23 protein-coding genes are annotated in these 19,468 nt (G+C 35.3%); 12 read left to right on the top strand and 11 right to left on the bottom strand.

The annotated features are described in order from the left end of the window. Window positions 1-144: 144 nt before the first annotated feature. Window positions 145-2,337: a TonB-dependent receptor gene (locus DVK85_RS07640; RefSeq protein WP_114677877.1), complete on the top strand. Its 2,193-nt coding sequence runs from the start codon at window positions 145-147 to the stop codon at window positions 2,335-2,337. A gap of 33 nt (window positions 2,338-2,370) precedes the next feature. Here the strand turns inward: DVK85_RS07640 and DVK85_RS07635 are convergent, their stop codons facing one another. Further along, window positions 2,371-2,868 (bottom strand): SRPBCC family protein, encoded by a 498-nt coding sequence (locus DVK85_RS07635; protein ID WP_114677876.1) that lies wholly within the window; start codon window positions 2,866-2,868, stop codon window positions 2,371-2,373. Continuing rightward, window positions 2,868-3,176: a Rieske (2Fe-2S) protein gene (locus DVK85_RS07630; protein ID WP_240339612.1), complete on the bottom strand. Its 309-nt coding sequence runs from the start codon at window positions 3,174-3,176 to the stop codon at window positions 2,868-2,870. The genes DVK85_RS07635 and DVK85_RS07630 overlap by 1 nt, the downstream gene beginning before the upstream one ends. A 283-nt stretch (window positions 3,177-3,459) precedes the next feature. Between DVK85_RS07630 and greA the strand changes: the two genes are divergently transcribed. Together greA and DVK85_RS07620 are read left to right on the top strand one after the other, a co-directional pair. After that, window positions 3,460-3,936 (top strand): transcription elongation factor GreA, encoded by a 477-nt coding sequence (gene greA, locus DVK85_RS07625; RefSeq protein ID WP_114677875.1) that lies wholly within the window; start codon window positions 3,460-3,462, stop codon window positions 3,934-3,936. Between the two features lie 18 nt (window positions 3,937-3,954). Further along, window positions 3,955-4,344 carry an HIT family protein gene (locus DVK85_RS07620; RefSeq protein ID WP_114677874.1) on the top strand — a complete coding sequence of 130 codons (390 nt, stop codon included), beginning with the start codon at window positions 3,955-3,957 and terminating at the stop codon, window positions 4,342-4,344. 69 nt (window positions 4,345-4,413) lie between these two features. Here DVK85_RS07620 and DVK85_RS07615 read toward each other — a convergent pair whose 3' ends face one another. Continuing rightward, entirely contained in the window at window positions 4,414-5,577 is a 1,164-nt protein-coding gene (locus DVK85_RS07615) for a sensor histidine kinase (protein WP_114677873.1), read from the bottom strand. 176 nt (window positions 5,578-5,753) lie between these two features. Here DVK85_RS07615 and DVK85_RS07610 point away from each other — a divergent pair, with 176 nt between their 5' ends. Both DVK85_RS07610 and DVK85_RS07605 read left to right on the top strand, forming a co-directional pair. Further along, the gene (locus tag DVK85_RS07610) at window positions 5,754-6,635 is read left to right on the top strand and encodes a flavin reductase family protein (protein WP_114677872.1); all 882 of its coding nucleotides are present in this window, start codon (window positions 5,754-5,756) and stop codon (window positions 6,633-6,635) included. 45 nt (window positions 6,636-6,680) lie between these two features. Then, a complete protein-coding gene (locus DVK85_RS07605) occupies window positions 6,681-7,076 on the top strand; it encodes a DUF3127 domain-containing protein (RefSeq protein ID WP_114677871.1) in 396 nt (131 codons plus the stop codon). 63 nt (window positions 7,077-7,139) lie between these two features. On the opposite strand, the gene DVK85_RS07600 is transcribed toward DVK85_RS07605, so the two are convergent. Then, window positions 7,140-7,775: a hypothetical protein gene (locus DVK85_RS07600; protein WP_114677870.1), complete on the bottom strand. Its 636-nt coding sequence runs from the start codon at window positions 7,773-7,775 to the stop codon at window positions 7,140-7,142. Between the two features lie 179 nt (window positions 7,776-7,954). Between DVK85_RS07600 and aat the strand changes: the two genes are divergently transcribed. The 4 genes from aat to DVK85_RS07580 all read left to right on the top strand — a co-directional run bounded on the left by aat (window position 7,955) and on the right by DVK85_RS07580 (window position 10,011). Continuing rightward, window positions 7,955-8,590 (top strand): leucyl/phenylalanyl-tRNA--protein transferase, encoded by a 636-nt coding sequence (gene aat / locus DVK85_RS07595; RefSeq protein ID WP_114677869.1) that lies wholly within the window; start codon window positions 7,955-7,957, stop codon window positions 8,588-8,590. Window positions 8,591-8,603: 13 nt separating this feature from the next. Continuing rightward, the gene (locus tag DVK85_RS07590) at window positions 8,604-9,011 is read left to right on the top strand and encodes a hypothetical protein (RefSeq protein ID WP_114677868.1); all 408 of its coding nucleotides are present in this window, start codon (window positions 8,604-8,606) and stop codon (window positions 9,009-9,011) included. Window positions 9,012-9,059: 48 nt separating this feature from the next. Then, on the top strand, window positions 9,060-9,446 hold the full coding sequence (locus DVK85_RS07585) for a hypothetical protein (protein ID WP_114677867.1): 387 nt from the start codon (window positions 9,060-9,062) through the stop codon (window positions 9,444-9,446). Between the two features lie 94 nt (window positions 9,447-9,540). Further along, entirely contained in the window at window positions 9,541-10,011 is a 471-nt protein-coding gene (locus tag DVK85_RS07580) for a hypothetical protein (RefSeq protein WP_114677866.1), read from the top strand. Between the two features lie 71 nt (window positions 10,012-10,082). On the opposite strand, the gene rpmA is transcribed toward DVK85_RS07580, so the two are convergent. After that, complete coding sequence (gene rpmA, locus DVK85_RS07575) at window positions 10,083-10,343, bottom strand: 50S ribosomal protein L27 (protein WP_114677865.1); 261 nt, start codon at window positions 10,341-10,343, stop codon at window positions 10,083-10,085. Between the two features lie 25 nt (window positions 10,344-10,368). Then, window positions 10,369-10,734, bottom strand: coding sequence for a 50S ribosomal protein L21 (rplU, locus tag DVK85_RS07570; protein ID WP_114677864.1), 366 nt, complete (start codon window positions 10,732-10,734; stop codon window positions 10,369-10,371). Between the two features lie 200 nt (window positions 10,735-10,934). On the opposite strand from rplU, the gene DVK85_RS07565 reads away from it, so the two are divergent. Both DVK85_RS07565 and DVK85_RS07560 read left to right on the top strand, forming a co-directional pair. Further along, entirely contained in the window at window positions 10,935-12,260 is a 1,326-nt protein-coding gene (locus tag DVK85_RS07565; protein ID WP_114677863.1) for a M16 family metallopeptidase, read from the top strand. A gap of 13 nt (window positions 12,261-12,273) precedes the next feature. Next, window positions 12,274-14,316 carry a M16 family metallopeptidase gene (locus DVK85_RS07560; RefSeq protein ID WP_114679007.1) on the top strand — a complete coding sequence of 681 codons (2,043 nt, stop codon included), beginning with the start codon at window positions 12,274-12,276 and terminating at the stop codon, window positions 14,314-14,316. A gap of 78 nt (window positions 14,317-14,394) precedes the next feature. Here DVK85_RS07560 and DVK85_RS07555 read toward each other — a convergent pair whose 3' ends face one another. Then, window positions 14,395-15,270 carry a DMT family transporter gene (locus tag DVK85_RS07555; protein WP_114677862.1) on the bottom strand — a complete coding sequence of 292 codons (876 nt, stop codon included), beginning with the start codon at window positions 15,268-15,270 and terminating at the stop codon, window positions 14,395-14,397. A gap of 115 nt (window positions 15,271-15,385) precedes the next feature. On the opposite strand from DVK85_RS07555, the gene DVK85_RS07550 reads away from it, so the two are divergent. Beyond that, window positions 15,386-15,940, top strand: coding sequence for a heavy-metal-associated domain-containing protein (locus DVK85_RS07550; RefSeq protein WP_114677861.1), 555 nt, complete (start codon window positions 15,386-15,388; stop codon window positions 15,938-15,940). A gap of 60 nt (window positions 15,941-16,000) precedes the next feature. Here DVK85_RS07550 and gldD read toward each other — a convergent pair whose 3' ends face one another. Genes gldD through mutY form a run of 4 tightly spaced genes read right to left on the bottom strand, consistent with a single transcriptional unit; the run spans window position 16,001 to window position 19,436 of the window. Next, the gene (gene gldD / locus DVK85_RS07545) at window positions 16,001-16,579 is read right to left on the bottom strand and encodes a gliding motility lipoprotein GldD (protein ID WP_114677860.1); all 579 of its coding nucleotides are present in this window, start codon (window positions 16,577-16,579) and stop codon (window positions 16,001-16,003) included. Continuing rightward, window positions 16,579-17,868 carry a gliding motility-associated protein GldE gene (locus DVK85_RS07540; RefSeq protein WP_114677859.1) on the bottom strand — a complete coding sequence of 430 codons (1,290 nt, stop codon included), beginning with the start codon at window positions 17,866-17,868 and terminating at the stop codon, window positions 16,579-16,581. The genes gldD and DVK85_RS07540 overlap by 1 nt, the downstream gene beginning before the upstream one ends. A gap of 23 nt (window positions 17,869-17,891) precedes the next feature. Beyond that, window positions 17,892-18,356 (bottom strand): single-stranded DNA-binding protein, encoded by a 465-nt coding sequence (locus DVK85_RS07535; RefSeq protein ID WP_114677858.1) that lies wholly within the window; start codon window positions 18,354-18,356, stop codon window positions 17,892-17,894. 42 nt (window positions 18,357-18,398) lie between these two features. Continuing rightward, window positions 18,399-19,436 (bottom strand): A/G-specific adenine glycosylase, encoded by a 1,038-nt coding sequence (mutY, locus tag DVK85_RS07530; protein ID WP_114677857.1) that lies wholly within the window; start codon window positions 19,434-19,436, stop codon window positions 18,399-18,401. Between the last annotated feature and the right edge of the window lie 32 nt (window positions 19,437-19,468).

The following is a 19,468-nucleotide window of genomic DNA, read 5'->3' as shown; positions in this document are numbered from 1 at the left end:
CCAAAGAACCTGGGCGGGTAATGCTGCCAAGGGAAAAAGACCAAGAGTAAAGGAGTGCACGCCTCTACTTAAGGTTATAACAAATATTAATTTTTAACAAAACCAGGAATAATTGCCCCTTTTATTCGTAAACATTATTTACGGATGAAACTTTTATTCAATCATTTCAACAGGAAAAAGAAAAACATTTTCCCGTTAGCTTTAAGCTTTTTTGCAATGGGTGCTATGGCACAAACAGTACCAGAGCAACAACAAGACTCTACAAAAGCACCAGACTACAAACTAGAAGAAGTATTGCTACAAGCAGTACGAGTAACGGCACAAACACCTGTAACATTTAGCAACATTAGTAAGGAAGAAATTGCTCCTCGTAACTTAGGGCAAGACATACCCTTATTGCTTAACTTTTTACCATCTGTAGTTACCACTTCAGATGCTGGTAATGGTATAGGTTATACAGGCATACGAGTACGTGGTGCCGATGCTAGCCGTGTAAACGTTACTCTAAACGGTATACCGTATAACGATGCAGAGTCGCACGGGTCATTTTGGGTAAACATGCCCGATTTTGCCTCGTCTGTAGAGAATATACAGCTACAACGTGGTGTAGGTACATCTACTAACGGAGCAGGTGCATTTGGCGCAAGCCTTAACTTGCTTACCGATGGGTATAGCAATGAATCTAGCGGAGAAATCTCTAACTCTTTTGGTAGTTTTAACTCTCGCAAGCATACCGTAAAATTCAGCACAGGGTTAATGAACGATCGTTTTGAAATAGCAGGACGACTATCTAACATTGCATCTGACGGGTATCTTGATAGAGCAGAATCTGACCTAAAATCGTACTTCTTGCAAGGAACATATGTATATGGTTCTACCTTAATAAAAGCCTTAGTATTTGGTGGTAAAGAACGTACCTACCAAGCATGGAATGGTATAGACAAAGCTACTTTAGATAGTGATCGTCGTTTTAACTCATCAGGAATTTATACTGATATTGAGGGTAATATACGCTATTATAAGGATGAGGTTGATAACTACCAGCAAGACCATTACCAATTGCATTGGAATGAAAAACTGAATAATAACTGGAATACTAATATTGCTCTGCATTATACTAGAGGTAAAGGCTATTATGAAAACTACCGTGATAATGTACCTGTGGCAGGATACCCTGGCATTGGGGCTACAGAGATGGTAGACTATTATGGCGAGATTGCTCCAGGATCTGACCTAATTACACGCAAGTGGCTAGACAATGATTTTTATGGTACTACTTTCTCTGCTAACTATAAAAATAACGGTTTAGATGTTGTATTTGGTGGTGCATGGAACAAGTATGAAGGCGCACACTTTGGCAACATTATTTGGGCAAGAAACTCGGCAGGTGTACAACCATACGACAAGTATTATGATAATGATGCAGAGAAAACAGACTTTAATGTATTTGCAAAAGCTAATTATAACTTAACCTCTAAATTTAGCCTATTTGGAGATATGCAGTACCGTACTGTAAACTATAATGCTAGTAATGTACTAGAAGATGCTTCTGCACCAATACCTGTAGATGATACTTTTAACTTTTTTAACCCAAAAGCAGGTCTTACTTATATAGCTAACGATAATAACAGTATTTATTTCTCTTATGCTCGTGCTAACAAAGAACCTCGCCGTACTGATTATGAAAGTGGAAGTGTTAAACCAGAAAGCCTTAATGATTTTGAGCTAGGTTGGCGTTATAAATCAGGTAGAAACCAACTGACCATAAATGGATATTATATGCAATATAAAGATCAGTTGGTACTAACAGGTGCGCTTAACGATGTAGGTTCGCCTATATATGCAAATAGTGGCGATAGCTACAGAATGGGACTAGAAGCCGAAGCTACTTTATTTCTTACAGACAAATGGGTACTGCGCCCTAATGTGGCACTAAGTGATAATAAAAATGTAGATTTTTATAACGAAGGTGATAGTGGGCCTGAAAACTTAGGTAATACCGAAATTGCTTTTTCTCCAAGCATTATAGCAGGTAACCAATTAATATATATACCTACTAAAAACTTTCAAGTAGCACTATTGTCAAAATTTGTAGGCGAACAGTTTATGGATAACTACGAATCGAGCAACTCAAAACTAGACAGTTATTTTGTGAGCGACTTAAACATCTCTTACGAAATTAAAACAAAATCGATATTTAAAGGTATTGTGCTTAACGGGCTAGTAAACAATATTTTTGATGAAGAGTATGTGTCTAACGGTTATATGTATGGCGACCCATACTACTACCCACAAGCTGGCATCAACTTTTTAGTAGGTGCAACACTTAAATTTTAAAAAATTTAAATTAATTCATATTGCTATTTTAATTTAAGTTATCCTGCCACTGTACAGTGGCAGGATTTTTTTATACTTATTTGGGTCTTCAGCAATTTCTTTAAGTACCCTATTTCGTTTCATTAAAAATTTACGCATATAGCGTTCTAGGAATAATACATCGGCAAGTTTACCTAAAATTCCCAAAGGACTTTTGTACTTAAACACATCAGTCATTAGCACTTTATCCCCTATTTGTTTAAAGGTGTGCTCATGACGCATAGCTGCAAAAGCACCTTTTGTCATTTCATCTGCAAAATAATACGGTTCTTCAAATTCAGCTATAACAATACTAAGCCTCTGATTAATCCCAAAATGTCGGGCTTGCCAAGTAACACTCTCTCCAAGACCTATCAGCCCTGTAGTTTTTCCTGCAATCGCCTTTTCATTCGTTTGTGAAGCTGAAACCAAATGTAGATCTATACTCTGCGAAAGATTAAAAACAACCTGTATATCAGCAGCGATGTAGGTTTCTATTTTTATAACAGGCATTAGTTAGAAACACGTATCAAGCTAGGATTGATAACATCTACCCTATACTGTTTTAAAGGATATTCTTTTCCTTCGCTCTGCCCATTAAAAAGACTATACTCCGATTCATCACAAGGGCATACCGCCATAATACCATTCAGCGTCATTGCAGAACATGATGCTATTTCTTGATTCGGACAAGTAGACTCATAAGCCACATAACCACTTCCTGTATTCATAACAAAAATTCCAGTAATACCCACTCCAGCCTGATCTATATAAACAGGGTTTGCCGTAAACTGTAAATTAGTATACAACGGTAAATCCATATTAATATCGATAGAAAAATTGTAATTAGGCAAATACTTGTTATTATTATTAACACTATCACTACTGCAACCGATAAATATCGGAAATAATAAAATCACTAAAATATATTTAGTTATACTCATAAATTTCTACTTAATAATTATGAAACAAATTTAAATTAATTAACTTTGACAAGTGCCATTGCACACAGTAATAAAACAGACATATTAAAAAAATATTATCTTTGCAGAAAGAAATCCCGTCCTGAATGGGATTTTTTCTATTTATATAAATGATGAAGTTATGAGTACAGTATCTTATTACACAGCAGAAGGATTAAAAAAGTTAAGAGATGAGCTGGATCAGCTAAAAAGCATAGAACGCCCAAAAGCTTCTCAGGCTATAGCCGAGGCGAGAGATAAAGGAGATTTATCTGAAAATGCAGAATATGATGCTGCAAAAGAAGCTCAGGGATTATTAGAAATGAAAATTTCTAAAATGGAAGAGGTACTCTCTAATGCAAGACTTATAGATGAGTCGCAACTTGACCTGACTAAAGCTTTAGTACTATCTACCGTGAAAATTAAAAACCAAGCCAACGGCATGGAAATGACCTATACGCTAGTTGCAGAAAGTGAAGCTGACCTTAAGACAGGTAAAATATCAGTTACATCACCTATAGGCAAAGGACTTTTAGGAAAATCTGTAGGAGAGGTTGCCGAAATTAATGTTCCCAATGGTGTTTTAAAATTTGAAGTGCTTGAAATATCAAGAGCATAACCATAAAAACAAAACTGTATGAGCTCTATATTCACAAAAATTGTAAACGGCGAAATACCTGCATATAAAATAGCAGAAGATGATAACTTCTTGGCTTTTTTAGATGTTAACCCTAATGCAAAAGGGCACACGTTGTGTATTCCTAAAAAGGAAATAAACAAAATTTTTGACATGGACGAAGCACTGTATCTTGGATTGATGCAGTTTAGCTATAAAGTAGCTAATGCTATAGAAAAAACAGTTCCCTGTAAACGTGTAGGCATGGCTGTTGTAGGACTAGAAGTACCACATGTACACGTACACCTCATACCGCTTAACGAAATGGATGAAATGCGATTCATTGATAAAGTAAAACTGGAAAAAGAAGAGTTTGAAACAATAGCAGCTAGTATTAGCAAAAACATGTAGCAATTACATTGTAATACTAAGCGCTACTAATTATATAACAAAAAGCAGGAAATAAATTTTCCTGCTTTTTTACTTTTTAGGAAAACTTGCCTGCATAATAGTACCCTTACCTACTTCGGAGCTTAATACTTTTATTTTACCTTTATGGTATTCTTCTACAATACGCTTGGTTAACGATAGCCCAAGCCCCCACCCTCTTTTCTTGGTAGTAAAACCAGGTTCAAAAACTTTTTTAAATTGCCCTTTTGCCATACCCTTACCAGAGTCGCAAACTTTAATTTTTATATATTTTTCGCGATCTTCTATAATTACATCTAAACTACCCTTGCCCTTCATAGCATCTATGGCATTTTTCACTAAGTTTTCTATTGTCCAACTATGCAATTCAGGGTTAAGCATTGCCATGACAGGATAGTCGGGTGCCGAGAAGTTAAACACAACCTGTTTAGATGCTCTTGCTTTTAAGTAATCAAAAGATTTTTCTGTTTCTGCTATAATATCGCGCTCTTCTAGTACAGGCTCTGAACCTATTTTAGAAAAACGCTCGGCAATAGTTTGCAAGCGACTTACATCCTTTTCTACTTCTGTTACGGTCGTTTCATCTACATTATCTATTTTCATTATCTCTATCCACCCTAGCAATGATGATAATGGTGTGCCTATCTGGTGGGCTGTCTCTTTTGCCATACCTGCCCAGAGCCTATTTTGTGCCCCTGCTTTTGTTGCTCTGTAAAAGTTATATACTACAGCTCCAAAAAGCACAATAATAAGCGCAAGAGCCATAGGGTAATATTTAAGCACATTCAATAATGTAGAATTACCATAATAAACATACTGTACTTCGCCTGGCAAATATTCTACCGTAAGTCTATTGTTATCTGCCTTAAATTTTTCTAGTAGTTTGTATGCTTGGATAGAGTCTTTAACAATATTACCATCTAAAATAGCAGGATCAATATTTTTCGACTTTTGTATTACTCCTCTAGCATCGGTCAAGATAATAGGTATAGTAGTATTGTTATTAGTAATACTGTTAAGCGTCTCTAGCGCTTTATCTTCAGTAGGACTAAATATAGCCTCTGTAGCACTAGACCAAAGCTCCATTTTCATTCGCTCTTCATCTTTAAACAACTGAAAAAGGTAGTAGGTATTCCATAAAATAAGGATAACAATAAGGAATGAGCTAACTATAATTACCGAACGGATAATGCTCCTTTTATCTGAAAATTGCATAGAATAAATTTTGAGGCTTAAAGATAGTAAAAGTTAACTGTGCTAAGTAAACATAAAAGGTAGTAACGCAGTAAGAAACCATTTTAGTATTAGTTATTAACATAAGAGGTTAAATTTCGAACAGCCGTTTTTTAGTACTGGCAGAAAAAGTATCTTTGTACAAAACAACTACTGTAATGCTTAGTATTGATCCTAAAGAAATACCTACCGCAAAACTACAGGGCTACCTGCAAGGTGCTGTAGGACCAAGACCTATTGCTTTTGCCAGTACACTGGACAGAAACAATGTGCCAAACCTTTCACCTTTTAGTTTTTTTAATGTGTTTAGTGCTAACCCGCCTATACTGGTGTTTTCACCAGCACGTAGGGTAAGGAATAACACCGTTAAACATACGCTTCTCAATACCGAACTTAATCGTGAGGTGGTTATTAATGTAGTTAACTATGCTATAGTACAACAAGCATCGTTATCGAGTACTGAATATAGCGAAGGTGTAAATGAGTTTGAAAAAGCAGGACTTACCATGCTACCTAGTGATGTGGTAAAACCTTTTAGGGTTAAAGAATCGCCCGTACAGTTTGAGTGCAAAGTGAATGATATTATAGCATTAGGTAACGAAGGCGGGGCTGGTAACCTAATTATATGCGAAGTAGTAAAAATACACGTAGATGAAGCCATATTAGATGAAAATGGCGCTGTAGACCAGACTAAAATAGACCTAGTATCGCGTATGGGTGGCAACTGGTACAGCCGTGCTAACCAAGGACTATTTGAAGTAGAAAAACCTCTTACCACATTAGGCATAGGGGTAGATAGTATTCCTAGTTTTGTAAAAGAATGCGATCTTTTTAACGGTAACGATCTTGGTAAACTGGGTAATGTAGAAACACTACCTAATGATAATGAGATAGCCCAATTTATAAAAGAAGATTTTGAAATAAAAGCACTCCTTAGTGCTGACGATGCTGATAAAAAATATAGAATAGCAAAACAATATCTTGATAATAACGAAGTGCTAAAAGCATGGAAAGTATTACTAGCAGAAAAGAATTTTTAATATATTAACGATGGCTGCCTTAGGCAGAAAATAACAAGGAGAATTATGGAAGTTTCAGGAAGAATTAAGATGATTGATGAGACCAAAACATTTGGTAGCAACGGATTTAGAAAAAGAGAAGTAGTAGTTACTACTGACGAGCAATACCCACAGCATATAATGGTAGAGTTTACACAAGACAAATGTGACCTACTAAACAGCTATAACGTAGGCGAACCTGTAAAAATATCTATTAACCTACGCGGTAGAGAGTGGGTAAACCCACAAGGCGAAACCAAATACTTTAACTCTATACAAGGGTGGAGAATAGAAAAACTACAGCCCGAAGCACCAGCAGGTGGTGGCTACCAAGCTGCACCACCAATGCCTCCCAGCTCGCAAGATTCTTTTGAGCCAGCAACAAACTTTAAAGAAGAAGATCACGACGATTTACCTTTCTAAACAAGAAAGCACCTATAAACAACAAAACCTGAAGTTATTGACTTCAGGGTTTGTTGTAATATATTAATGAGCTACTTGTATGCTAACATCTACTTTTAAAGCAGCACATTCCCAGCGACGTTTCCACCCAGAGGTTGCATCAGCACGAGATAGGGTAACATATTTATCTTGACCATTGCATAGACAACTAATAGAAAATTCATTTTTATTCCCACTACCAGATATTCGCCTAACACCTATAAATAGCTGTTTTTGACTCTTAATATTAAGTCCTGAAACATTTATAACCACCTTACCTATATATTCTTTACCTATATGTATAGGCATAGCATCATGTACTATCTTATCTCCTGGAGTACCACCTTCATTCACTTCATATACCACAAACTCGAGTTCGGTTTCTTTAAAATGCTCTAATTGATCTTTGTATGAGCTGTATAACCCATTAAAATTAAAAGAAATAGATTCTAAATATCCATCAGGCAAATTTTCTAGTAAGGTTATTATCTCAAAAGTATTCCGCATATCCTCAGCATAATAGCACGCCCCTTTTAGTTTTATAGTTTTTATTCGATATTTAGTATGCTCTTTTTTTAAAACAACCTCTGCCATCTGTATAGTATCTTTTTCCATATTAAACACCTGAGAAAAGCTCATAGAGGTCATTACAAGAAACAATACTACAATAAAATATTTCATCGAAAATAGTGTTATAAATTAAACACCGAAAGGTATAATCATTTTCATTACACCCCTCTTTTTCCTGCCAATTATTTTAAAAAAACATATACTATTAAGTTTCACTATTTATCACCATAAACGAATGAAACGACGTAACAATTTTATAAATTTGATATTTAATTAAAATTTAATTAACCATGTATTTCCTTTCGCGCGAACTTTATTTCCCATCTGTTTATAATGCTTCTCCTGAGGGCATTGTAGCTATTGGTGGCGATTTAACTACCGAAAGACTATTATTAGCCTATAGAAGTGGTATATTCCCTTGGTTTGAAGACGACGAGCCAATACTATGGTGGAGTCCGCCAGAACGCATGGTACTCTTTTTTGAAGAGCTAAAAATTTCTAAAAGTATGCGCAATGTAATTAATCGTGGTATTTTTAAGATTACTTACAACACTGCTTTTAAAGAAGTAATAACCAATTGCCGCAGCATTAGCCGTAACGGGCAGGACGGCACTTGGATAACAGAAGACATGATACAGGCTTATACTCGTTTACATGAGTTAGGTTATGCAAAATCAGTAGAGGTATGGCAAGATAACGAGCTTGTAGGTGGCTTATATGGTATAGATTTAGGCACTGTTTTTTGTGGCGAAAGTATGTTTTCTAAAGTATCTAATGCCAGTAAAATAGCTTTTATAGCACTGGCACAAAAACTAAAGCGTGAAAATTACCGTATACTAGATTGCCAAGTACACAACTCGCATTTAGAAAGCCTTGGAGCAAGAGAAATAGACCGAGAAACATTTATAGAGATAATAACCAATTAAAAATAGTAAACAAATGAAAACAATTAAAAAATATTATGAGGTTTTTGCGCTCATGATTACCCTACTCTCCTTTTTCCTTTTTAGGCAAGAGGTGTTTAGCGTAAACACTTATTTAATAATAGGAGGTATAGTAGCACTTTACTTTGTACCTGTAAAAATGATAGCTGCCATAGTTAGTCTAGAAACCAAACAAACAGGTTTAAAAGTAACATCGTCAATTATTATAACAGCTATTATAGCTGCATCATTAATTGCGGTAAACAACAAGCATTTTTCTGGAATAAGTACTATTGTTTATACATTAGCAGGTATTAACATCATTTTCATGATTTATGCTTTCTTAAAAGATCAGGAACGCAAATTATTTTTATTGCACATGGTCATGATTCTACTAACATCGCGATTAGTAGCTTTTTTATAGTATCATAACTATTTCTTGAAATACAATTTAATGTATTAAATTTGTGTCGTGAAAAACTTAATATACTTTTTTTACGCCATTTTACTTGTTGCGCTATCATCGCTTTATTTTAGCATCAATGCAGTAAACATAAGCGATAATACTAATAAAAAGCCTAAGGCAAAGATAACTGGCAATAGCCAAGAAAAAAGTTATTCTTTCTCAAAGGCAACTATTCTGTATGCCGCACAATTACCCCAGTTAGAATTTACTAGAAATTCTTTCAAAAAGCTTCCAGCTAATCTTAAAAACCCTTTTACAGCACTTTTAATTAATAACAGCGCTGTAAAAGAACACTGGTTACAAAACGGTAGTAATTATTTTTTATACTCAAAAAATATTATTGTCCGCTACCGAAAATCAGACCTCATTTTCCCCTTCCATTATTTTTGGTAAAACTATACAAACAATCGTTTTACAAATCTTAAATAACAACAGGGTCTTGCATACGCAATGACCTCATAACGCATTATATACAATATTAAAAACAATGGAAACAGGAACAATTATAATAGGGATTGCTATTTTTATCCTTATTTTTATACCACTCGTATTAGCACAAACCAAAAGAAAAAATGAAGAAAAGGTAATATTAAATAAATTATTAAAGACTGCAAAAGACAAATGGTGTACCATAGAACAATATGATATATGGAACCAATCGGCTATAGGAATTGATAGTACCAATAAAACACTCTTTTTCATAGAAGCTCCTACTAAAGAGGCTGTACAAATAAACCTTAATACAATAAAGCAATGCCGTATAGTAAACGCTAGCAGAGTATTAGAAAACGAAGATATAGAGCCAATGGCTGTCCGTAAGTTAGAACTTTCTTTTATAAAAACTCATCCAGAAGATGAAATCCGTATTTTATTTTTTGACGCTAACATTAGCTTACAGGTAGATGAAGAGTTGAAGCTCATAAAAAAGTGGCATATTATTATAGCTAAAACGCTTTAAATAGTAAACAACAAAAAACCCGCTCTTGTATTAAGAGCGGGTTTTTATATAATTTTTCTTTTTCTTATGTCTTAAGCTTCAAATGGAACTACAGATACAAAAGACTTATCATCTCTTTTTTTCTGGAATTTCACAACACCGTCAACTTTAGCATGTAAAGTATGATCTTTACCCATGTAAACATTTTCACCTGGGTTGTGTTTAGAACCTCTTTGCCTTACTATAATGTTACCGGCAATGGCAGCTTGACCTCCATAAATCTTAACACCTAAACGTTTCGATTCTGATTCTCTACCATTCTTAGAACTACCGACACCTTTCTTGTGAGCCATGATGTTTTAGTTTTAATTGTTAATATTATTCTGCAGCTTCTTCAGCTGCCGCTTTTTTCGTTGCTTTCTTTTTTGCTCCCGGAGCAGTAATGCCCGAAATAGAAATTTGAGTTAAAGACTGACGGTGTCCGTTTTTAACTTTGTAACCTTTTCTTCTTTTCTTTTTGAAAACGATTACTTTATCTCCTTTTAAGTGCTGAAGCACTTTGGCTTCTACTGAAGCTCCTTCTATAGCGGGGGCGCCTATAGTCACATTTCCGTTATCATCAAGTAAAAGAACTTTTGCAAATGTAATTGCATCTCCTTCTTTACCTTCTAAACGGTGAACGTAAACTTTTTGGTCTTTGCTAACTTTAAATTGTTGCCCTGCTATCTCTACGATTGCGTACATAACAATATGGTTTATTAAAATTTTAAGGTTGCAAATATACAACTATTTATTAATCAATCAACACCTTACAGTAAATTTTATCAGAAAAATTACTCTTATAATAGTCTGATTATCAATTCATGAAAAAAATCTTAGATTTATTGTAACAAAATGCCGAAATTGCGTACCAATTATCAAAATCAAAATAATTATTAATTTTTATGAGAAAATCTTTAATGGCTTTGGGCTCACTTCTCATGCTTGGCGGAGTAGCATCGGCCCAACAAGTAGCATTTGAGGAATATGATCTAGACAACGGGATGCACGTTATACTGCACCAGGACAAAACAGCTCCTGTTATTATTACTTCGGTAATGTACCACGTTGGTTCTAAAGACGAAAACCCTGAAAGAACAGGTTTCGCACACTTTTTTGAGCACCTTTTATTTGAAGGTACTCAAAACATCGATCGTGGTGAATGGTTTAAAATAGTTACTGCTAATGGGGGTAATAACAATGCCAACACTTCTGACGACAGAACGTACTACTACGAAGTATTCCCTTCTAACAACTTGGAGCTTGCCATCTGGATGGAATCAGAAAGGCTTATGCACCCAGTTATTAACCAAATTGGTGTAGATACACAAAATGAGGTTGTAAAAGAGGAAAAAAGACTACGTGTAGACAACCAGCCTTATGGTAACCTTATTGCAGAGGTAAAAAGAAACATGTTTGTAAACCACCCATACCGTTGGGCAACCATCGGATCTATGGATCACCTTGATGCTGCAACATTAGAAGAGTTTCAGGCTTTTAACAAGAAATTCTATGTTCCTAACAACTCTGTACTTGTTATAGCTGGAGATCTTGATATAGACCAAACAAAAAAATGGGTAAACCAATATTTTGCACCAATACCTAAAGGAGCACCTGTTAACCGTAAAACGTTTAAAGAGGAACCTATTACAGAAACACTTCACGCTACATATGAAGATCCAAATATCCAACTTCCAATGGTTATTGCTTCATACAGAACGCCATCTATGAAAACAAGAGATGCGAGAGTATTAGATATGATTTCTACTATACTTAGTGATGGTAAGAGCTCTAGAATGTACAAAAAAATAGTTGACGAAAAGAAGATGGCTTTACAAATAGGAGCTTTCAACTACAGTCAAGAAGACTATGGTTTGTATATGGTATATGGTATACCAATGCAAGGATTTACAGCTGAAGATATTCTTAAAGAAGCTGATGAAGAAATTGTAAAACTACAAAAAGAGCTTATCTCTGAAAAAGAGTTTGAAAAGCTGAAAAACATTTACGAAAGCAATTATGTAAATAGTAATGCAAGCGTAGAAGGTATTGCAAGTAACCTTGCTACTTATTACATGCTGTATGGCGACGTTAACCTTATTAATACTGAAATAGACATTTATCGTTCTATTACAAGAGAAGAAATAAGAGATGTAGCTAAAAAGTACCTTAACCCTAACCAAAGGTTAATACTTGACTATGTACCAGCTAAAGACAAAGCACAAAACTAAGCAACAAAATATCATGAAGAAAGTTATATATATATTAGCCGGCTTGTTTTTATCTATTACTATGCAGGCACAAGACAGACCAATGCCAAAACCAGGACCAGCTCCTACGGTAAATGTGGGCAAACCAGAAACATTTACACTTAAAAACGGACTTAAAGTACTTGTGGTAGAAAACCATAAACTACCAAGAGTATCCTATACCCTTACTATGGACAATGCTCCGTATGCCGAAGGTAATAAAAAAGGAGTTGCCGATATGACAAGTGCCCTTATGGGTAGTGGTACCACTACAATGTCTAAAGACGACTTTAATGAAGAGGTTGACTTTTTAGGCGCAAACATTAACTTCTGGGCAGAAGGTGCTGCTGCAAGCGGATTATCTAAATACTCAAAAAGGATGATGGAGCTTATGGCTGATGGCGCACTAAACCCTCAGTTTACTCAAGAAGAATTTGACAAGCAAAAAGCTCAAATTTTAGAAGGACTTAAATCTAACGAAAAAAGTGTTTCTGCCGTAGCTTCAAGAGTAACTGATGTTCTTGTATATGGTAAAGCACACCCTAGAGGAGAATACCTTAGCGAAGAAACATTAAACAATGTTAGCCTTGCTGATGTAAAAGCAAACTACAACACTTACTTTGTTCCTGAAAAAGCATACTTAGTAATTGTTGGTGATGTAAAATTAAAAGACGTTAAAAAACAGGTTAAAAAGCTATTTGGAGACTGGACACCTAACACAGCACCAAACATTAGCTACAGCGACCCTAAAGACGTACAGTATACTCAAATAAACTTTGTAGACATGCCAAACGCTGTACAAAGTGAAATATCTGTTATAAATGTGGTTAACCTTAAAATGACAGACAAAGAGTACTTTGCAGCACTACTTGCTAACCAAATACTTGGTGGTGGTGGTGAAGGAAGACTTTTCCTTAACCTTCGTGAAGCTCACGCTTGGACATACGGTGCTTATTCTTCTATAGGATCAGGTAAATATGTAACATCGTTTAGAGCATCTACATCTGTAAGAAATACAGTTACTGATAGCGCTATTACTGAAATTCTTAACGAGGTTAAGAAAATGAGAAACGATTTAGTATCTACTGAAGATCTTAAAAATGCAAAAGCAAAATACGTAGGTAACTTTGTTATGCAAATGGAAAAACCATCTACAGTGGCTAGTTATGCACTAAGAACGCAAACACAAAATCTTCCTGAAGACTTCTACGAGAACTACATTAAAAACATTAATGCTGTAACTCCAGAAGACGTAAGAAATGCTGCTAAAAAATTCTTCCTTGCAGATAAAGCAAGAATTGTTGTTGTAGGTAAAGCTGGTGATGTATTAGAAGGGCTTGAAAACTCTAAAATACCAGTATTCTACTTTGACAAATGGGGACAAAAAACAGAGAAACCTGTAGTTAACAAGCCTATTCCTGCTGGTGTAACTGCAAAAACTGTAATGGCAGATTATATAAAAGCTATTGGTGGAGAAAAAGCTGCTAAAGGTGTTAAAACAATATACACAAAATCTACAGCTACTGTACAAGGTGCACCTGTTGAGCTTATCATGAAAGTATCTGCTGACAAAAAACAATTTGTTGAAATGAATGTTATGGGTAATACTATGATGAAACAAGTAGTTAACGACAAAGGTGGTTACATGGTACAACAAGGTCAGAGAATGGATATTCCTCAAGAAGAACTTGCAGACCTACAAGCTAGTGCAGTACCGTTTGAAGAGTTAATGCTTATGAGCAAAGACGGAATAACAGTATCTGGTATAGAAGCTATAAATGGTAATGATGCTTATGCTGTTAAAAACGGAGATCTTACGTATTACTATGATGTAAAATCTGGTTTGAAAGTAGCAAAAGCTGAAGAGCAAGAGCAAATGGGACAAAAAATGACCCAAATGACTTACTACAATGATTACAAAGAAATAAAAGGTGTGAAAATACCTTACAATGTAATTTTGAATGTAGGTATCGAAATTAACCTTACTGTTAATGAAGCAAAAATTAACGAAGGTGTTACTGCTGCTGATTTCCAATAAGAAATTATAATTCAGGTTATATTATAAAGGCTGCCCAATTGGGCAGCCTTTACTTTTTATATAATAACTCTTATTTTACTATTCCTTTACTTTCTTAGAAGAAAAGTAAACGCCCAGCAATATTATAGCCGCTCCTAAAACCTGTAATGGCGACAATGATTCGCCATCAAACAAACCCCAGCCAAAAGCCACAACGGGTATCATATAAGTAACCGATGAAGTAAATATAGGCGACGAAATATGAATTAGCTTAAAAAAGATAATATTAGCAATACCAGTACCTACTATACCCAATACAGCCACATATAACATAGCGTTTTGTGTTTCGGGCTGAGTAACTACATCTGCAAAGCCAGAAGAAAAAAGTATGGCTAATGCAGGTAAAATTATTACCGCAAAATTACCCGTCGAAATACTTAGAGGACTAACGTCTGAAAGATATTTTTTAACCAAATTTATATTAACCGAATAGCACAATGCTGCCACCACAACATAAAGTGTATAATAATAGTTTTGATTTGGGTTATCTATAGCTCCTTTAAATACTAGCAGTGCACACCCTACTAAACCTATAAGAACCCCAAATAATTGTCGCTTTTGAAAAGACAGCCCAAACACTGCTGCACCTATAATTAGTGTTCCTAATGGTGTTAAGGAGTTTAATATAGCAGTTATAGAACTATGTATCTCTGTTTGTGCAATAGAGAAAAGGTAAACTGGTAAAAATGTACCAAACAATGCGGTAATAGCCAAATACTTCCACTTACCTCTTGGTATATTTCTTAAACTTTTAAAACCTACTATTAATAAAAATAAGGCACAAAAAATAATGCGGAGTGAGCCTAACTGAAAGGGGGTTAACCCCACAAGACCACGTTTTATAAGGATAAAAGAGCTACCCCAAGTAATTGACAGTATGATAAGTAAATACCACTTTAGGTGTTTTGACTGCATAAATTATTTTTGTTTCAAAATTCTAACAATAAAACCAGATAACAAACGTTTTTTACTAAATTTGTAAATGCTCTCTATAAGAGTTATTTATAACAAAACTTAATACTATAACATAATGAACTTAGCTAAAAACATTTCCTTATTTGCCGTTGTGGCATTACTTTCTGTAAGCTGTAAAAACACTGCTAAAGAAGCTCCTGTCGAAGGCGAAAACGAAGCTCCTGTAATAGAAAACACAACTGGAGAAGAAACTGTTGCAAATCTTGAAACTACTACTTTTAATATAGATGGTATGACCTGTGCTATAGGCTGTGCTAAAGTAATAGAAAACAAACTTGCAGGTCTTGATGGTGTGCAAGAAGCTAAAGTAGATTTTGACAACAAAACAGCTACTGTATCTTTTGACGCAGGAAAACAAACTCCCGAAGCACTTGTTGAAACAGTAGAGCACATTGCTGATGGTGCTTATAAAGTATCTGACGTGAAAAACTCTGGTGATAAAGCACAACTTTATAAAGCTGACCAAGAGCCAGAGAAAAAGAAAGATGCAAAAGCAGAGAAAAAAGCTAAGAAAGCAAAAACTAGTAAAGAAACTAAAAGCGCTAAAAAAGGATGCTGCTCTGGTGCAAGTAAATGCGGCGGAGAAAAAGAAAAAGCAGGAAGTCTTTAATTTTTATCCAAAACTAATAAATAAAAAAGCAGCCATTTGGCTGCTTTTTTATTTATTTTATCACTTCTTCCACTTAATAGTTTCCATAATATTTTTCATATCCTCCTTAATGTAAGCTACTGCTGGCATTAATGAATCATAATTCGGACGCGTATTAAAATACACCGATCCTGTAAGAAAATGATCTGTACTATCGGTAATATAAAACTGTGCATTAGTAGCTGCATTACCCCCTACTTGATAGAACATTCCGTAAGTAGCATTCAACTCATTAGCAAACGGCTGTTCTTGTATACCATCGGCTTTAATAACGTGTTCATAAGTTAGTTTTTGAGCATCGCGCAACAACCTCTCTATATCTCCCGAAACAGGCTTGTATGTAATATATATACTTGCTTTCATGTTAGGATAGGTCAAAGTAAAATTGCAATTACCTTTATCTTTAATTATAGACTGTGAGTTAAAAGCAAAACTATAAGGGCATTTGCCTTCATATACTACATAGTCTTCTATAGGGTAATCTAGCCTTAAAAAGGCTTTTGGTTTAGGCATAATAGCCTCGCTGTCGCCACACGATGTAAACAGTGCACAAAATGTGGCTGTTATAGCTATTGCAGCTATTTTTTTTATACTCTTCATTATTGTAGTGTAACCTTTATTTGCTTTATTCTTCTCTTATCAACCGATTCTATGGTAAAGATATTGCCATTAAAAGTAATTTTTTGTGCTTTTTTAGGAAAATTCCCCGATATCTCAAGTACAAACCCTGCAAGGGTCTCGGCTTCACCTTTAGATTCTTCAAAAATTTCTTCCTCTACATCCGTAATACGATAAAAATCTTTAAGGCTTATTTTACCATCAAAAAGATAGTTCTTTTCATCTATTTGCGAATAGATAATATCCTCGTCATCAAACTCATCACTTATATCGCCTACTATCTCTTCTAATATATCTTCTAACGATATAAGTCCCGATGTACCACCATATTCATCTACCACTATAGCAAGGTGGTTTTTCATACCTTGAAATTCTTTAAGCAGGTTATCTAGTTTTTTATTCTCAGGTATAAAAAATGCCTCTCGCACTAGTTCTTGCCATTCAAAAACATCTTTATCAATGTGCGGTATTAAGTCTTTAATAAAAAGCACACCAACAATCTGGTCGATATTTTCACGAAAAACAGGTATACGCGAAAAACCGCTTTCAACTATTTTAGGAAATATTTCTGAGAAAGTCTCTTCTATATCTAACGCAAAAATATCAATTCGCGGACTCATTACCTGTCGCACATCAGTATTACCGAAAGTTACTATTCCTTCTAATATTTTTTGTTCTTCGGCAGTAGCATCTCCATAATCTGTAAGCTCTAAGGCTTGCGAAAGCTGATCTACAGATATACCCGAAGGCTGTACGTTAAACTTTTTATGTAAGGCTAGTGTAATTTCGCGCATGGGTACACTTATAGGCGAAAGCAATTTATTAAGCACAAAAAGTAAATAAGCAACACGCGAAGAGAATGTACGATTATTTCGGGTAGCATATACTTTAGGTACTACTTCGCCAAAAAGAAGTATTAAAAATGTTATAACCGCAACTTCTACTGTAAACTTAAGGTATGGTATAGATATACCATAAAAAAGACTTTCGGCAAACCTGAAGAACAGTATAATTATAGCAATATTTATAAACGTATTGGTAATAACAATAGTGGCTAGCAGTTTTTTAGGTCTTTCTAGTAAAGACACTAGCATATTACCCTTTTTAGGGTTCTTTTCGCTTATTATATTAATATCCTCTGGCGACAGCAAAAAAATAGCCACCTCGGTACCAGATATAAAAGCAGAACAAAAAAGAAGGAATATAATACCCGCACAACCTATAATAAGGTCATAATCATATAATAATATACTGGAGGGGTCGGGGTCCAAAGGTGTAAGTTTTAGTTAAACAATTAAAATGGCAAGTCATCATCTGGTGCAGGTGCTGGCACATTTGTATTATAGTCGGTTGTAGGCTTAGCTGGCTCGCTTGCCTGTTGCGGTGTAGTTTGTTGTTCTTGCTTATTCGTGTCAAGTTCTTTTTTAGTGGTAAGAAATGTAAACTCTGTAGCCTGTATTTCGGTACTATATCGTGCTATGCCGTCTTCGCCTTGCCACTGTCGTGTTTTTATACGACCTTCTATATATACTTTATCTCCCTTAGTAAGGTACTTTTCGCATATTTCGGCAGCTTTATTACGCACCACTATATTGTGCCATTCAGTAGAGGTTACCCTTTCATTAGTCTGCTTATTTATATAAACTTCGTTAGTAGCCAACGGAAAACGCCCAATGCAATTTCCTCCTTCAAAATAATGCATCTTTACATCATCGCCCAAATGCCCTATAAGCATTACTTTGTTTAGCGTTCCACTCATAACTATTGTTTAGTATTTACTCAAAAATAGTAAAATTTAGCATCAATCCCAATGCTTCTCAATAAAATTATGAACAACAATAGGGAACGGGTATTGCTTTATTTTATCACGATTCATTGCGCCCGTAACAACAGCATTTGTTACCACTTCCCAAAAGCGTATATGCAAGTGTTGGTGCGATAATTTGTGCACAACAGTATCTACTAATAGGCTTACATTTTGGGGTATAAAACCTAGACCTTCATAACCACAAATTGTTTTACTCATTTCTTGCTCGGGTACCGCCGTCTCTGTTTCTATCAAGGGAAACTCATATAAATTGTGCCATATACCCTTACCCGAACGCTTGTTAACAACACTACTACCGTTCGCATCTTTTACTACTATATAATTAAAGTAACGATTAGTAACTTTAGTTTTTTTAAGTTTTACAGGCAATACACTTACTTTACCTGTAGTAAAAGCAACACAATCTGCACTAAAAATACATGCAGCACAATCAGGACTTTTAGGGACACATTGCAGCGCTCCAAACTCCATCATTGCTTGATTAAACTCTGATGCCTTGTCGCGTGGTAAATACTTTGCTGCTAAAGCCCTAAATTCAGCCTTTGCTGGAGATGATGAAATATCGGTCTCGATACCAAAATAGCGCGAAAGTACCCTATATACATTACCATCTACCACAGGAACAGGCTCACCATAACATATAGAGGCTATTGCCGCAGCAGTATAATCGCCTACTCCCTTTAATTTTAGCAACTCTTTATAATTATCTGGAAATATACCATGAAGCTCATAAGCTATGTACTTAGCTGTAGCGTGTAAATTTCTTGCACGCGAATAATATCCCAGCCCCTGCCAGAGCTTTAAAACCTGCTCTTCGGGAGCGTTAGCAAGGTCGTTTACAGTAGGAAAGGCGGTTATAAACTTAAAAAAATAAGGCATTCCTTGTGCTACGCGTGTTTGTTGGAGCATTATTTCGGATAGCCAAACCGAGTACGGATGACTATTTTTGCGCCAAGGCAAATCACGTTTATTATGTAAATACCATTGTATTAGATGCTTAGAAAAATCCATTGTTGTTAGTAAGTTAGCAAATTTAAAAGTTT

The sequence above is a fragment of the Flavobacterium arcticum genome (genome assembly GCF_003344925.1).
In the GTDB taxonomy this organism is placed as follows: domain Bacteria; phylum Bacteroidota; class Bacteroidia; order Flavobacteriales; family Flavobacteriaceae; genus Flavobacterium; species Flavobacterium arcticum.
The sequence above is the reverse complement of the archived record's forward strand: the minus strand, read 5'-3'. Positions and strand labels throughout refer to the sequence as shown.

Bases quoted from the DNA above. Each gene is read 5' to 3' on its own strand.
- DVK85_RS07615 (WP_114677873.1), bottom strand. From the start codon at position 5,577: ATGCAATTTTCAGATAAAAGGAGCATTATCCGTTCGGTAATTATAGTT.
- DVK85_RS07580 (WP_114677866.1), top strand. From the start codon at position 9,541: ATGGAAACAGGAACAATTATAATAGGGATTGCTATTTTTATCCTTATT.
- aat (WP_114677869.1), top strand. From the start codon at position 7,955: ATGTATTTCCTTTCGCGCGAACTTTATTTCCCATCTGTTTATAATGCT.
- DVK85_RS07535 (WP_114677858.1), bottom strand. From the start codon at position 18,356: ATGAGTGGAACGCTAAACAAAGTAATGCTTATAGGGCATTTGGGCGAT.
- DVK85_RS07620 (WP_114677874.1), top strand. From the start codon at position 3,955: ATGAGCTCTATATTCACAAAAATTGTAAACGGCGAAATACCTGCATAT.
- rplU (WP_114677864.1), bottom strand. From the start codon at position 10,734: ATGTACGCAATCGTAGAGATAGCAGGGCAACAATTTAAAGTTAGCAAA.
- greA (WP_114677875.1), top strand. From the start codon at position 3,460: ATGAGTACAGTATCTTATTACACAGCAGAAGGATTAAAAAAGTTAAGA.
- DVK85_RS07610 (WP_114677872.1), top strand. From the start codon at position 5,754: ATGCTTAGTATTGATCCTAAAGAAATACCTACCGCAAAACTACAGGGC.
- DVK85_RS07605 (WP_114677871.1), top strand. From the start codon at position 6,681: ATGGAAGTTTCAGGAAGAATTAAGATGATTGATGAGACCAAAACATTT.
- DVK85_RS07555 (WP_114677862.1), bottom strand. From the start codon at position 15,270: ATGCAGTCAAAACACCTAAAGTGGTATTTACTTATCATACTGTCAATT.
- DVK85_RS07635 (WP_114677876.1), bottom strand. From the start codon at position 2,868: ATGCCTGTTATAAAAATAGAAACCTACATCGCTGCTGATATACAGGTT.
- DVK85_RS07600 (WP_114677870.1), bottom strand. From the start codon at position 7,775: ATGAAATATTTTATTGTAGTATTGTTTCTTGTAATGACCTCTATGAGC.
- DVK85_RS07590 (WP_114677868.1), top strand. From the start codon at position 8,604: ATGAAAACAATTAAAAAATATTATGAGGTTTTTGCGCTCATGATTACC.
- DVK85_RS07550 (WP_114677861.1), top strand. From the start codon at position 15,386: ATGAACTTAGCTAAAAACATTTCCTTATTTGCCGTTGTGGCATTACTT.
- gldD (WP_114677860.1), bottom strand. From the start codon at position 16,579: ATGAAGAGTATAAAAAAAATAGCTGCAATAGCTATAACAGCCACATTT.
- DVK85_RS07565 (WP_114677863.1), top strand. From the start codon at position 10,935: ATGAGAAAATCTTTAATGGCTTTGGGCTCACTTCTCATGCTTGGCGGA.
- DVK85_RS07640 (WP_114677877.1), top strand. From the start codon at position 145: ATGAAACTTTTATTCAATCATTTCAACAGGAAAAAGAAAAACATTTTC.
- rpmA (WP_114677865.1), bottom strand. From the start codon at position 10,343: ATGGCTCACAAGAAAGGTGTCGGTAGTTCTAAGAATGGTAGAGAATCA.
- DVK85_RS07560 (WP_114679007.1), top strand. From the start codon at position 12,274: ATGAAGAAAGTTATATATATATTAGCCGGCTTGTTTTTATCTATTACT.
- mutY (WP_114677857.1), bottom strand. From the start codon at position 19,436: ATGGATTTTTCTAAGCATCTAATACAATGGTATTTACATAATAAACGT.
- DVK85_RS07630 (WP_240339612.1), bottom strand. From the start codon at position 3,176: ATGGATTTACCGTTGTATACTAATTTACAGTTTACGGCAAACCCTGTT.